A 13,817-nucleotide genomic window follows, 5' to 3' on the forward strand; every position below is an offset into this window, starting at 1 on the left:
CATGGAGAAGACGTCACGCGCGGGCCGCCCGCGTGCGGTCCCCGACGCCGCCCCGGAGCTGCCGCCGCGCGAACAGATCCTGCTCGCTGCCGCCGGGCTGTTCGTCGGTCAGGGCTTCGGCGGCACGTCGACGCGCGCCATCGCCGACGCCGTCGGCATTCGGCAGGCGTCGCTGTACTACCACTTCGCCGGAAAGGACGACATCCTCGCCGAGCTGTTGAACCGCTCGGTGCGCCCCAGCGCCGAGCTCGCGCGGCGCCTGGAGGAGCAGGCGGGCCCTGACCCGGCGGTCTCAGCGGCGGCGCTGTACGCGCTGGCCGCGACGGACACGGAGCTGCTTGCACGCGCGCCGCACAACATTGGCAGCTTGTATTTGATCCCGGAGGTGCGCGACCCGCGGTTCGACGAGTTCCGAGCGCTGCGGGAGGAGCTGCAGGAGGTTTACGGGCGGCTCGGTGGCAAGGCCGGACAGCTGGCTCCCGGTGCGAACGCGGTACCGGCCTCGGTGCTCGGGGCACTGCTGATCCAGGTGGTGGAGGTGGTCATCCCGTTGCGCCGGCTGGGCGGGTCCGAGCTGCCGGTCGAGCCGGCGGTGGTGGCGGAGGCGACGCTTCGGATGGCCGGCCTAGGTCCGGCGGAGATCCGGGCAGCGGCGGCGCGGGCCGCGGGGCTGCCGTGAGCCGGTGAACCCAAGGGAGCTGCTCGTCCGGGACCGTGACGCCAAGTTCACTGCGGCATTCGACGCGGTGTTCGCTTCGATCGAGGTCACCGCGATCATGATCGTGCCGCAAGCACCGAAGATGAACGCCACCTCCGCGCAGTCCTGGACCAGTACATCGCGCACTATGACGTCGGCCGCAGCCATCAAGGCGACGGAATGTTTCTGCGTGCCCCGGATGACGACGCGAACGTGATCCCGTTCCCGGCCCACGCCGAGCAGATCCGCCGCAAACGCCTCCTCGGGGGACTGATCAACGAGTACGAGACTGCCGCATAAAAGCCCCGGTCAAATCCAGTGGCCGAGTTACTGACCACCACAGGGCGCCACGGCGGCGGCGAGCGTGTCCTGGGCTGCGGCGGCTGGATACTCCAAGTCGAACACCGTGGTTCGCACGTGGGCGATGGCCTGGTCGAGCGCGCCGATCGCGGCCCGTACCCGATCGTGGACCTGGTCGCTGGCCTCCAGGGCCAGCGCGCCGTGCAGGTCCAGGCTGGCCGCGAACATGGAGTGGATCACTTCGTCGTTCAGGCCGGCGGCGATACGTTCCCGCTCGGCGTCCAGATCTCGAGCGGCTTCCATTGCACTGGGCCTCGACGATTTCTCGGCCCGAACGCGGAGAGTCATGTGTGAGCCACCTTGCCATTGAGGCAGACAGCACGGCGGAACCGGGACCGACGGGGTCCGGGCCTGACCGGGACTTGGCGGGGCTGCCCTTCTGTGAAGCATCTGATTTGATCCTAGGCGCACTGATTGCGCGCTACAAGCAGCGAACGGCGCCGCGGCGGCATACGTCCCGGATATGCCAGGACTTATGGCACTGCTCTGATATCCGCGCTGGGTGTTGTGTGGAAGGTGAGCAGAAGGCGGATACGTCTTCTGGATAGGAGTTCCCATGAGCGAGTCCACTCGCCGTGCGCAGTTCCCGGCCATGCCTGACCTGAGCGACCTGACCGATCCGCTGCAGCAGCTGTTCGGCATCCGCCCGCAGTCGCCGTACGGCATCCGTATCGAGACGCACTACGAGACCGACGCCTACGTCGTCCGGGGCGAGATGCCCGGACTCGACTCCGCGAAGGACTTCGAAGTCGCCGTGACCGACGGCATGCTCACCCTGCATGCCGAGCGCAACGAGCGGCAGCAGGACCGCCAGCACTCGGAGTTCCGCTACGGCGCGTACAACCGCTCCGTGCGCCTCCCGGACAGTGCGAAGGCCGAGAAGGTCACCGCGACCTACGACGAGGGCATCCTGACCGTCCGGGTTCCCCTGGACAAGCCGGTGAATGCGGCCAGCCACAAGATCAAGGTCGCGTCTGCCAAGTAGTACCGGGCGTCCGCCTCGGAGATCCTCGTGACTCCCGGGCTGTGAGCCAAGACCGAACCGCCCCGCGCTCATGCGCGGGGCGGTTCGGTGTGTCCGGCAGGAGCTTGGGATCTCTTGCCACGTCAGCGATCGGCGGTTGTGAACTGCGCAGCGCGGCGCCGCAGATGGCGAAGGCTTCGATGTGAAATATCGGCCTGAACCTTGGGTGCGCGAGTGGCCGCAGTGCGGTAGAAGATCCTCTTGCCGATCTCGATCAGGACCAGGTATCCGATGACCATGCCGGCCAGGGCTGCGAAGTATGCGGCCGGCAGCGGCTGGAAACCAAGTGTGTGGGCCAGTGGGCTGGCGGGGAGGACCGCGCCGATGGCGACCACGGTCAGCGCGGCGAGGGTTAGCGGGAGGCTGGGGTGGCTGCGGAAGAAGGGGATGCGGCGGGTGCGGATGGCGAAGATGACCAGGGTTTGGGTGGCCAGGGATTCGACGAACCAGCCGGAGCGGAACTGGGCTGGTCCGGAGTGGAAGACCCAGAGCATGACTCCGAAGGTGAGGAAGTCGAAGACGGAGCTGAGCGGCCCGAAGAAGACCATGAAGCGGCGGATGAAGCCGATGTCCCAGTGCGAGGGCCGGCGCAGCTGTTCCTCGTCGACGTTGTCGGTGGGGATCGCCAGCTGGCTGGTGTCGTAGAGCAGGTTGTTGAGAAGGATCTGCGAGGGCAGCATCGGCAGGAAGGAAAGGAACAGCGACGCGCCGGCGGCCGAGGCCATGTTGCCGAAGTTGCTGGAGGTGCCCATCAGGACGTACTTGATGGTGTTGGCGAAGATCCGCCGGCCTTCGGCCACGCCGTCGGCGAGCACGTCGAGATCCTTCTCCAGCAGGATCACATCGGCGGCGTCCTTGGCGACGTCGGTCGCCGAGTCCACCGAGATGCCGACGTCGGCGGCATGCAGCGCGAGGGCGTCGTTGACGCCGTCGCCGAGGAACGCGACACCGCCGCCGGTCAGCCGTTGGACGTGCACGATGCGGGCCTTGTCCTCGGGACTGACGCGCGCGAACACGGTGGTGGTGGCGATCGCCGCGGCGAGCTGGGTGTCGTCGAGCTTGTCGAGGTCGGCACCGGTCAGCGCGTCACCGCGGCCCAGCCCCAAGTCGTGGCAGACCTTCAGGGCGACGGCCGCGTTGTCGCCGGTGACGACCTTCACCGCGATGCCGAGGTCGGCCAGACGGCGCAGCGCCTGGGCCGCGTCCTGTTTGGGCGGGTCCAGGAAGACGAGGAGCCCGACGAGGGTCAGCCCCCGTTCGTCATCGGGTGTCACCTGGCTCATCCCGCTGACGGATCGGGTGGCCACCGCGACGACCCGGTTCCCCGCGGCGAACTCCCTGTCCAGGGCCTTGCGCGCCTCCTCCGGGACGTTGACGCATCGGTCCAGGACACTCTCCGGTGCTCCCTTGGTCACGATGGTCGTCTGTCCCGCGCCGTCCCGGACCAGGGTCGAGGCCAGTCGGCGCTCGTGGTCGAAAGGCAGCGTCGCCAGGCGCGCGTAGTCGGCCAGTGCGGGGTACAGGGCCTGCGAGGCGGGAGATAGCCAAAGGGCCTGGTCGAGTGGATTCCCGCCAACGGCGAGTCCGTCGGCCCCCGAGTTCTCCGTGCACAACAGCCCCCAGCGAAGCACGGCCCCTTGGTCTGCTGCTGCGTCGTCGCCGGGGTCTGCGGGGATGGCGCGCTCGTAGTCGATCTTCCCTGCGGTGAGGGTGCCGGTCTTGTCGGTGAACAGCACGTCGACGTCGCCGAGGTCCTCGATGCACACCAGGCGCTTGACCAGGACCTTGCGGCGGCTCATCCGGTGCGATCCGGCGGCCAGGGAGGTGGAGACGACCGCGGGCAGCAGTTGCGGGGTGATGCCGACCGCGATGGCCAGGGAGAACAGCAGTGCGTCGATGATCGGTTTGTGCAGCACCACGTTCATCACGAAGATCGTCGTGGTCAGCGCGCCGGCGACGTATACCAGCAGCATCGAGAACTTCCGCAGCCCGACCTGGAACTCGGTGTCCAGGGGATGCGTGTCCAGGCCCGCGGCGATCTTGCCGAACTCGGTGCGCGGCCCGGTGGCCACCACGAGCCCGGTGGCGCTCCCGGCGTGGACCACGGTGCCCATCAGTGCGCACCCGGACAGCTCGGCCAACGGGGTTCCTGCGGGAACCGGGTCGGTGTGCTTGTCGGTGGGCAGCGATTCACCGGTCAGGACCGACTCGTCGCACTCCAGGCCGGTGACGGCCAGCAGCCGCAGATCGGCCGGGACGATGTCGCCGAGCTTCAGCTCGACCAGATCTCCGGGTACGAGCGCCGTGACGTCCACCGTGCCCGGTCGGCCGTCGCGGATGACGACCGTGGTGTGGCGGATCTGGGAGTGCAGCGCCTCGGCGGCTTTCTCGGCCCGGTACTCGTTGACGAACCCCAGGCCGACCGACACGGCGACGATCACGCCGATGATGACGGCGTCGCTGCGCTCGCCGACCAGGAAGGACACGGCGGCGGCGGCCATCAGCAGCCCGAGCAGTGGTGAGCGCAGCTGGTGCCAGAGCACTGAGAGCATGCGGGCCTTGTGCGAGGCGACCGCGTTCGGTCCGTACTCGGCCTGCCGCCGGTCGGCCTCTTCGCCCGTCAGACCTTGCTCGGCTGTCACGCCGAGCCCGCGCAGAACGTCCGCCGTGGGCATGGAGGCAGCGGAGGCCGCTTCGTGGACGGAAGCGGCCGGCTGCGATAGGGCGGAGGCCGTCATCGGCTTACGCCACCCGTCTGGGCGGCGTAAGAAGGACGATCGCCACGTCGGGAAGCCTTCGGCCTAGGGTCCCCGTCAATCAAAAGGCCTGTCATGTGTCTCGCCGCCTGGTGGAAGGTCACGCGCGGCGGGAGAGCACGTGGTCTGGACAGACCCAAGCGCGCTGCGTACTCCCAGCATCGCACGAATCGATGACGAAAGGTACAAGGTCACAGACGTCTCACCTACGGATCCGGCACCACGCGGGACTTGCCTGGCCGTGAGGTCACGGCCAGGCAAGTCCCGCGTGGTGCCGCGGTCGATCAGAGTGCCCAGCGGTGCCGGGTCACGAACGGCAGCCTGGCCCACATCCGGCCCAGGCCCCAGGTGGTGCCGGCGTAGGTCAGGGCGAGGACGATCAGTACGAGGGCGTCCATGACGTGCTCGTCGACGAACGGGTTGGTGGAACTGGTCGCGGCCCCAGCCCTGGTGTGCTGGGCGAGGGGGTAGGTGGCGAGCCACATGAAGGCGACCATGAGGACGCCGGAGGCGGCGGCGATGCGCACGGCGACGCCGGCGATCATCGCGGTGCCGATGCCGAGCAGGCCGAGCATGAACAGCCAGTCGGTGACCGGGTTGCCGGCGATGGAGTGGAACGCCGACTGGAACGGCCCGACGGCGACGCCCTTCAGGAAGCCCTTGGTGGGAGATCCGCCGTGGATCCAGGCCTTGGCTGACGGCGTGGAGTAGTGCAGGCCGAACGTCTTGTCCAGGAAGGCCCACAGGAACAGGAAGCCGGCGGCGATCCGCAGCACGGCGAGGGCCTTGGCCGCGTACGAGGTGATCATCGCCCCGGGGATCTCGGCGATCTCTGGGTGGACGGTGTTCACGCTGACGGGCTGCTGGCTGGTCATGGGGACTGCCTCCAATGGGTCGATGGTCTCAGGATCCTGCGGTCGACCGTTTCGCGGACGAGGCGAAGGACCCCTGTTGGAGGGCCGAACTGCCCTGCTCGGGTGGCGGACGCCTCTGCACCGCCGCACTCTGAGAATCACGGTCGGTGGTGACGGGCACCTGGTGGCCGCCGATCGGTGTCCGGCTCCTGCGATCCGTAGGATCAGCAGGGATGTAGCGCCGCCGTCGGTGCTCCGCCGCCGGGTCCGACGACACCGGGCTGCTCGCCGACGAGGACCCTCATCCGGTCCTGCTGTCCCGGCGCCACCGACCGACCGGTGAGCAGTTCCCGGTTGGTGTGCAGCAGCACGACGGTGGTGACCGCGGGATCGGTACCCCACCACAGGAATCTGACCAACGGCAGGTGCCGGTCGGCGGCGCCCCGTCGCAGCGGACGCAACCCTGCCGACAGCGCCACCGCGTCCAGCGCGATGCTCACAGCGAGCACCGTGTAACCGGTGAGGTAGGCACCGGTGGGCCGAGGGTGGGTCAGGGCCTGGAGGGTTTCAGCGGTTGCCGCGCCCAAGCCGCCGATGAAGATGCCGACAGCGGCGATGAGGGACCAGAAGAACCGTTCCCGGCCATATCCGAGGGGATGACTGTCGTCCGGGGGCCGGTCGCTGCCCGGGCCGCCGAGACGCGGTACCCGGTCGATGACGTCCTGGACCAGGTGGAATCGATCCAGGCCGTTCTGTTCACCACGCGGACCCGCAGATCGGGCAGGTGTCCGCGCAGGATCGATACCGCGGCGAGGACCTCGAGCACTGCGTCGACGACGCGGAAGTAGGCCACAGCGGACACATCGACGCTGACGTTGTCGCGGGTGATGATGCCCAGGGACTGGATCGGCATGGTGACGATCCACGCGAACACCATGATGGGATTCCTTACTGTGCGGCGGAGAGCGCCGGACTGGGAGTCGCGGGGGCGGCGGGTTCGCTCCTGCTGCGACGGGCCCAGCGGACGAGTTCGTCGACGCCCCAGACGATGACCGGGAACGGGGCGATGACGGCCAGCTGTGCCGGGCTCAGCGCCGCGGTTCCGAAGATGTGCTGTAGCGGCGGTGTGTAGATGACGGTTGCGGTGAAGAACAGCTCGAAGGCGATGCCCCACAGCAGCAGCGGGTTGGACCACAAGCCGATGGTGAACAGGGAGGCCCGGTCTGTCCGGGAGGCGAAGGCGGTGCCTATCTGGCAGGAGACGATGCCTGCGAAGGTGATCGTTGTGGCCTGGAGGTAGGCGTGGTGCAGTGGGGTGCTGCCTCCGGTCGGGTCGCCGGAATGCCAGCCGGCCCGCCACAGCGTGAAGAAGAACGCCCCCATCACCAGCGCCGCCGAGATCGATCCGAGCAGGGCCCAGGCGCGCAGGAGCAGTACGCGGTCGATGACGCCCGCGGTGCGCGGCCTGGGCGGCCGGCTCATCAGCCCGGGTTCGGCCGGCTCGCGGCCCAGAGCCAGTGCCGGGAGCGTCTCGGTGCCCAGGTCGACCGCGAGGATCTGCAGCACGCTCAACGGCAGCGGGATCGCGCCGCCGGACAGAGCGAACACCAGGAACGGCACCACTTCCGGGACCGCGTGGGCGAAGATGTAGAGCACGAACTTGCGGACGTTGTCGAACACCCGCCGCCCGGCGTCGACCGCGACGACGATGGTGGCGAAGTGGTCGTCGGTCAGGACCATCGTCGCGGCCTCCCGGGCGACGTCGGTCCCGGACCTGCCCATCGCCACGCCGATGTCCGCGTGCCGCAGCGCCGGGGCGTCGTTGACGCCGTCCCCGGTCATCGCCACGACCTCACCACGGGCTCGCAGCGCCGCACAGATCCGGAGCTTGGCCTCCGGGGACGCACGCGCGAACACGATCTCGCCGGCCTCGGCGAGCACCGCGTCCAGCTCGGCATCGGCCAGCCGGTCCAGCTCCGGCCCGGCCACGATCCGGCCGTCCCGGCCGCCGATACCGACCTGCCGGGCGATCGCAGCCGCCGTCGGGCCGTAGTCGCCGGTGATGACATGGATCCGCATCCCGGCCCCATGGGCCTGGACCACCGCTTCGGCGACCCCGGCGCGCGGCGGGTCGGCCATCGCGACCAGCCCGATCAGGGTGAGCCCGGACTCGGCGTCCTCGCGCTTGTCCGGGACGGTCCGGCCGGCGTCCACCGTGTGACTCGCGACCGCCAGGACTCTAAGGCCGCCAGCCGCGTAGCGATCCATGGCCTGCAGCAATTCGGCTCGCGCCGGATCGTCCAGCGGACGCTCTGTGCCCTGCTGGTCGAGCAGTCGCGTGCAGCACGGCAGGACCGTCTCCAGCGCACCTTTCGTGTGGACGGCGGCAGTCGCACCGTCCACATCGATGGTCGACATCCGCTTCAAGCGTGCGTCGAAGTGGAATATCGCGCGCCGGGAGGCCGTTCGTTCGGCGGGATCGACGGCGACGCCGAGTTCGTCGGCCAGCCTCAGGAGGGCGAGTTCGGTCGGGTCGCCGGTGCCGTTCGGCTGGGTGTCGCTGGGAGCCTCGGCGGTCGTGCAGGCCGCTGCGGCCCGGATGAGTGCCAGGGCCCGCGGATCGTCGACCGGAGTCGTGGCGTCGAGTTCGGTACCGGTCAGCCAGAGTTCGGTGACACGCATCCGGTTCTCGGTGAGGGTCCCGGTCTTGTCGGTGCAGATCACGGTGGTCGATCCGAGCGTCTCCACCGCGGACAGCCGCTTGACGACGGCACCCTTTCGCGCGAGTTCGCGTACTCCGGCGGCCAGCGCCAGGGTGATGGTCGGGAGCAGTCCTTCGGGCACGTTGGCGACGATCAGCCCGATCGAGAAGCTGATCGCCGCGCTCCAGTCCAGGCCGGCGGCGAGCCCGGCGGGCAGGAAGGCGGCTCCCATCACGACCGCGACGAGCGCGATGATCCAGGTCGCGCGTCGCACCTGGGTCTCCAAAGGGCTCCGCTCGGTGGTCCCGCGTTGGGACAGGGCGGCGATCCGCCCGAGCTCGGTGTGCATGCCGGTCCGGGTCACCACGGCGGTCGCCTCGCCGCCGGTACAGCTGGAGCCGCTGAAGACCAGGTCGTGTGCCTCCAGCAGAGAACCGGGCGCTGCCGTCGGCTGCCTGGAACGGCTCACCGGCTCCGATTCGCCGGTCAACGACGACAAGTCCAGCAGGACGTCCCCGTCGATGATCCGCGCGTCCGCGCTGACCCGGTCGCCTTCGGCGACGACCAGGACGTCGCCGGGAACCAGGTCCCGGGCCTGGATCTCGCCCCGCACCCCGTCGCGTACCACCTTCGTCGTCGCGGGCAGGAACGCGGCCAGGGCCTCCACCGCACGCTCGGCCTGCATCTCCTGCACGAACGCGAATCCGGCGTTGAGCAGGATCACGGCCACGACGGCGATGGACAGCGCCGGCGTGCCACCGGCCCACGCCAGCACCGCCGCGACCGCCAATAGGATCGCCAGCGGCTGGGTGAACTGATCGAGCAGCTCCCGAGGCCACCGCCGGCCGCCGCGCCGGGTCAGTTCGTTCGCGCCGTAGACCAGGCGCCGCCGGGCGGTCTCCCGTTCCGACAGTCCCTTCGGTGAGGTGTGCAGATCACGGTACAGCTCGGCCAGCGGTTGACGTTCGTCGACGGTTTCGGCTGTGCCGGCGTCGTTCGGCGACCCGGGACTTTCGACGGGTGCTGTGTCAGTGGCGGTCATCGTCGTCTCTCCTCAGCCCTGCCGACCTCGCGGATCCATCGCCGGGGGTGCTTATCGCGGGGAGGCGGCCAGCAGGGCGTGGGCGCGGTCGCTGTGCGCCGCGGCCACCAGGACCTCGAAGCGGCTCGGAACGATGGCGCTGCGGGAGGTGAAGTCGCGGCGGCCGGCTGTCAGGCCGTAGCTGACGGCCGCGTAGACGCCGCCGAAGATCACGCCCCAGACCAGGCCGAAGAGCAGCGCGCGGCCGAAGGACACGGTGGTCAGGATGTCGATGAGCAGGCCGACGAACAGCCCGAACCACGCCCCGGAGCCGATGCCGCCGATCAGCGCGCGCGGCCAGGTCAACCGGCCGGTCACCTGTTCCACCATGCGCAGGTCGTTGCCGATGATCTCGGTCGTCTCGACCTCGAACTGCTGGTCGGCGAGACGCTCGATCACGCTCTGCGCCTCCGCGTAGGTCGGGTACGAACCCAGCGACACCTGGTCGCCCGATGCCGCTGCGATGGTGATCCGCATGCTTGCCGATGTCGCGGTGTTCATCATGACTGGCTCCAGGCGTCATCGGTGTTCGGGATGTGCGATGCGGCGGTCTCGACTGCCGGGGGGACGACCACGACGGGGCACGGTGCGTGCTGGACGCAGTGTTGGCTGACTGAGCCGAGGAGGATCCCGGCGAAGCTGCCGTGCCCGCGGGTGCCGACCACCAGCATTCGCGCGCCGGCCGCAGCCGTGATCAGCACTTCGGCGGGATGGCCCTCGGCCACGCGGGTGAGGACCTTGACCGGCTGGTCCGACTCTGCGCAGACGTCGGAGACGGTCTCGTCCAGAGCCTTCAGGGCGTCGGCGGCGACGCTGCCGCCGTCGAACGTCGAAGACGGATACGCGTAGCCGAAACCGGCTCCGTACACGGTCGGGAACTGCCAGGCGGCGACGGCTTCGACGTCGGCTCCGGTCTGCCGTGCCTGGTTCATGGCCCAGCGCAGGGCTGTCTTCGAGCAAGGCGATCCGTCGACTCCGACGACGATGCGGTGTTCTCGGTCTGTGGTCTGATCTGGCATGGCAACCTCCGTGATGGGGTGTCGCGGTCGCCTGGGGACCGCTGCGCTGATGGGCCGGGTTGCTTGGTCGAGCGTTTGTCGACGGCCCGGCGGTTGTTGGACGCCGAAGGCAAGAGGGGTCGGGGCGCCGACCACAGGAAGCCGCGACAGGTGGCGGCGAAAAGCTGACGGTGGGTGATCTGCTCGGTCGGAGCCCGCGAGTCTCGTGGGGGGCGCGTCATCGGCGGCGGGTGGACAGCCACCGGGGACCAGAGCGACATGTCGAGCCTACGCTCGTATTGGACGAATGTTCTCATCGAAGCGCCTTGGGCAGTGCGGTCCGGGCCGCCGATCCCGGCGACGAGGGTATCCGGCTCGGATTCGTACGTTTGATCTGTGCGGACTGGGCATGCATGGGCGGAGGAGATCGGCCCGGGCAGCTGCCCGGTGTCGTCCACGAGGCATCAGATCCTCGCCTTGACCGGCCTTGACCGGCCTTGACCGGCCTCGACCGGCTTCGATCACCCGAGGAAGCAGGTACGGCCATCCCTACCAGAGCGCTTGCGTACGATCGGCCAGGCGAAAGGCATCTGCCGCAGCGATCAGCCGTACCGCGATCCGCGGGCGACGGAACATCCCGTGACTTCCGTGATCCTCACCGCCGCACCGTTCCGGACGGCGGCACCGGGGCCCGATGAGACGACCAGGCCGGCAGACGCCGCTGGGTCAGACAACTCAAGGAGTGCACGCTCATGACCGCAGCCATCATCGTCGTAGTAATCGTCCTGGTCGTGGTGCTGGCCGCCGGGCTCGGTTACAACAGCCTGGTCCGTAAGCGCAACCGGACCAGCGAGGCCTGGTCGCAGATCGACGTGGAACTCAAGCGCCGCCACGACCTGATCCCGAACCTGGTGCAAACCGTGCGGGGCTACGCCACCCACGAGAGCGGAACGTTCGAGGCGGTGACCGACGCCCGCGCCCGGGCGGTGACCGCCGGGGTCACGGCCGATCCGAAGGCCGTCGCCGCTGCGGAGAACACGCTGAGCAGTTCCCTGCGTTCGCTGTTCGCGGTCGCTGAGAACTATCCGATGTTGCGTGCCCAGGAGGGATTCCTGGCGCTGCAGGAGCAGTTGGCCGCTACCGAGGACAAGCTGGAGTACGCCCGCCGCTACTACAACACCAGCGCCCGGGACTACAACACCGCCACGCAGTCGTTCCCGCGCACGCTGATCGCCTCGCCGTTCGGCTTCCACCCGGTGGTGTTCTTCCAGGCCGACGAGACCGACAAGGACGTCCCCGTCGTCGACTTCACCACCGCGACCACAGCCGGCGCGCCGCCGACCCAAGGCTGAGGAGACCAGCCATGTACGAGCAGATCGCCCGCAACAAGCGACGCACGATCGTCTACATCGCCCTGTTCTTCCTCGCCTGGCTGGGGATCGGAGCGATCATCGGGGCACTGTACGCCGCGATGTCACCCGCGCCGGCCGGGACCACCGGCGGCACTGCCGCGCCCGGCGACATCGTGCTCGGACTCGTCATCGCCGCCCTGGTCGCCCTGGCCGGGATCGCGTTCACCCTGCGCTCCGGGACGCGCCTGGTCCTGTCGGTGGCCGGAGCCAAGCCCGCGGACCCGCAGCAGAACGCGCAACTGTACAACCTGGTCTCGGCGCTCGCCCTCGGCGACGGGGTCCCGATGCCCGCCGTGTACATCGTCGCCGATCCCTCGCCGAACGCCTTCGCCACCGGCCTGAGCCCGTCGCGGTCTGCGGTGACGGTGACCTCCGGTCTGCTGGCGATGATGGACCGCGAGGAGCTCGAAGGCGTCCTGGCCCACGAGATGAGCCACATCAAGAACTACGACACCCGGCTGCTGCTCGTGGTCAGTACCCTGATCGGCCTGGCGGCGCTGCTCGCCGGGCTCGTCTGGCGCAGTGCGTTCTTCATGCGGTCCCGCGGCCGCGACGGCGCCCAGCTGATGCTGCTGGCCTTCGCCGCCGGGGCGCTGCTGTCCGTCGTCGGATTCCTGCTCGGCCCGCTGATCCGCCTGGCGCTGTCCCGGCGTCGGGAGTCCCTGGCAGACGCCAGCGGCGTGGAACTGTCCCGCAACCCCGCCGGACTGCTCAACGCCCTGCGCAAACTCCAAGCCAACGACATCCCGCTGGCACACACCAACCACGCCACCGCCGCGATGTGCATCGACGACCCGCTCCAACACCACACCGGTCGGGTGCACCGCCTGTTCGACACCCACCCGCCGATCGCCGACCGCATCGCCGTCCTGGAAGCCATGCAGCAAGGCCTCACCGTGTAGGCACGTCGAAGCAGGCCGCACACGTACAGCCCATGAAGGAGACCGCCATGAACCACAACGTCGTCGTCGGCTACGACCACACCGCGCCCAGCGAGCGTGCACTGGCTGAGGGCACCCGTGAGGCCGTCGCCCGGGGCGGTGTGCTGCGTATCGTCCATTCCTACCACTGGCCGGTCGCGGGCCGGCTGTCCTCGCAGCCCGAGATGTCCCAAGAAGCGTGCCACGACGCGGCCGAGGTACTGCTGGAAGCGGCCGCGAATGGCGTCCGCGCCGGCCATCCGGAGATCGACGTCCAGACCCGCGCCGTCGCCGGATACGCGGCCACGGCGCTGGTCGAGGCCTGTCGCGACGCCGAACTGCTGGTCGTCGGCAACCGCGGCACCGGCGGGTTCGACGGACTGATGGTCGGCTCGGTGTCGCTGCGGGCGCTGGCCGGGGTCGTCTGTCCGGTCATCATGGTCCGCGGCGAGGAACGCCCGGCCCGGAGCGCGGTGCTGGCCGCCGTCGACCTCGCCGGGCCCTGCGACCGGGTCTTCGACTTCGCCTTCACCCTGGCCGCACGGCGCGGGGCCGCGCTGACCGTGGTGCATGTCTGGGACGAGCCGTGGTTTCTGCCCTACAACGAAGGCGACAGCGCCTTCGAGAACACCGCGAACGTCAAGGACGAGTGGGCGATCCGACTGGAAGCCGTGGTCCAGCCGTGGCGGTCCAAGTACTCCGAGGTGGCCGTCACCGAGCTCATCGGTGCCGGCCCGGCCGGTGCCGAGCTCGTCGAGGCCTCCAAGGGGTTCGATCTGCTCGTGGTCGGAGCCCAGCGCCACGGCGGCAACCTGCACGGCATACGGATCGGGCCGGTCGCGCACGCCACGCTGCACCACGCCGAGTGCCCCGTCGCAGTGGTACCGCTCGACTGATGTCTGTCGCGCCGGATGAGGCAGGAGCGTCGTCACATCCGTCCCGGTGGGCTTGGCGGCCAATCTCCGACGCTGTCGGCCGTCGCCGTGAAGGACCTTTTCTGGCGGCTCGAGATG

Annotated in this window: 13 protein-coding genes and 2 pseudogenes; 6 read left to right on the top strand and 9 right to left on the bottom strand. The window is 69.2% G+C overall.

Translation table 11 applies throughout. The annotated features are described in order from the left end of the window. Position 1 precedes the first annotated feature (1 nt). Together ABH926_RS43275 and ABH926_RS43280 are read left to right on the top strand one after the other, a co-directional pair. Complete coding sequence (locus ABH926_RS43275; RefSeq protein ID WP_370372459.1) at positions 2–679, top strand: TetR/AcrR family transcriptional regulator; 678 nt, start codon at positions 2–4, stop codon at positions 677–679. 4 nt (positions 680–683) lie between these two features. Further along, entirely contained in the window at positions 684–914 is a 231-nt protein-coding gene (locus tag ABH926_RS43280) for a hypothetical protein (RefSeq protein ID WP_370372461.1), read from the top strand. A gap of 110 nt (positions 915–1,024) precedes the next feature. Here the strand turns inward: ABH926_RS43280 and ABH926_RS43285 are convergent, their stop codons facing one another. Beyond that, positions 1,025–1,300, bottom strand: coding sequence for a histidine kinase (locus ABH926_RS43285; protein WP_370372462.1), 276 nt, complete (start codon positions 1,298–1,300; stop codon positions 1,025–1,027). A gap of 313 nt (positions 1,301–1,613) precedes the next feature. On the opposite strand from ABH926_RS43285, the gene ABH926_RS43290 reads away from it, so the two are divergent. Further along, positions 1,614–2,042, top strand: coding sequence for an Hsp20/alpha crystallin family protein (locus ABH926_RS43290; protein ID WP_370372464.1), 429 nt, complete (start codon positions 1,614–1,616; stop codon positions 2,040–2,042). Between the two features lie 122 nt (positions 2,043–2,164). Here ABH926_RS43290 and mgtA read toward each other — a convergent pair whose 3' ends face one another. From mgtA to ABH926_RS43330, 8 genes and pseudogenes are all read right to left on the bottom strand, one after another. Beyond that, the gene (gene mgtA / locus ABH926_RS43295; protein WP_370372466.1) at positions 2,165–4,819 is read right to left on the bottom strand and encodes a magnesium-translocating P-type ATPase; all 2,655 of its coding nucleotides are present in this window, start codon (positions 4,817–4,819) and stop codon (positions 2,165–2,167) included. Between the two features lie 302 nt (positions 4,820–5,121). Then, positions 5,122–5,712: a hypothetical protein gene (locus ABH926_RS43300; RefSeq protein ID WP_370372468.1), complete on the bottom strand. Its 591-nt coding sequence runs from the start codon at positions 5,710–5,712 to the stop codon at positions 5,122–5,124. A gap of 203 nt (positions 5,713–5,915) precedes the next feature. Then, complete coding sequence (locus tag ABH926_RS43305; protein WP_370372608.1) at positions 5,916–6,191, bottom strand: hypothetical protein; 276 nt, start codon at positions 6,189–6,191, stop codon at positions 5,916–5,918. 24 nt (positions 6,192–6,215) lie between these two features. Next, positions 6,216–6,494, bottom strand: a pseudogene (locus ABH926_RS43310) (cation transporter); the annotation flags it as partial. A gap of 10 nt (positions 6,495–6,504) precedes the next feature. Further along, positions 6,505–6,613: pseudogene (locus tag ABH926_RS43315) on the bottom strand (slipin family protein); the annotation flags it as partial. Between the two features lie 26 nt (positions 6,614–6,639). Then, a complete protein-coding gene (locus ABH926_RS43320; protein ID WP_370372470.1) occupies positions 6,640–9,435 on the bottom strand; it encodes a cation-translocating P-type ATPase in 2,796 nt (931 codons plus the stop codon). Positions 9,436–9,486: 51 nt separating this feature from the next. After that, a complete protein-coding gene (locus ABH926_RS43325; RefSeq protein ID WP_370372473.1) occupies positions 9,487–9,978 on the bottom strand; it encodes a general stress protein in 492 nt (163 codons plus the stop codon). Beyond that, positions 9,975–10,493 (bottom strand): universal stress protein, encoded by a 519-nt coding sequence (locus tag ABH926_RS43330; protein WP_370372475.1) that lies wholly within the window; start codon positions 10,491–10,493, stop codon positions 9,975–9,977. Before ABH926_RS43330 ends, ABH926_RS43325 begins: the two co-directional genes overlap by 4 nt. 731 nt (positions 10,494–11,224) lie before the next feature. Here ABH926_RS43330 and ABH926_RS43335 point away from each other — a divergent pair. From ABH926_RS43335 to ABH926_RS43345, 3 genes are read left to right on the top strand one after another with little or no spacing between them, the layout of a single operon-like run. Then, entirely contained in the window at positions 11,225–11,824 is a 600-nt protein-coding gene (locus ABH926_RS43335; protein ID WP_370372477.1) for a LemA family protein, read from the top strand. 11 nt (positions 11,825–11,835) lie between these two features. Continuing rightward, positions 11,836–12,786 (top strand): M48 family metalloprotease, encoded by a 951-nt coding sequence (locus ABH926_RS43340; protein WP_370372479.1) that lies wholly within the window; start codon positions 11,836–11,838, stop codon positions 12,784–12,786. A gap of 47 nt (positions 12,787–12,833) precedes the next feature. Continuing rightward, positions 12,834–13,700: a universal stress protein gene (locus ABH926_RS43345; RefSeq protein WP_370372481.1), complete on the top strand. Its 867-nt coding sequence runs from the start codon at positions 12,834–12,836 to the stop codon at positions 13,698–13,700. The last annotated feature ends 117 nt before the right edge of the window (positions 13,701–13,817 follow it).

The sequence above is a fragment of the Catenulispora sp. GP43 genome (assembly GCF_041260665.1).
Lineage (GTDB): Bacteria > Actinomycetota > Actinomycetes > Streptomycetales > Catenulisporaceae > Catenulispora.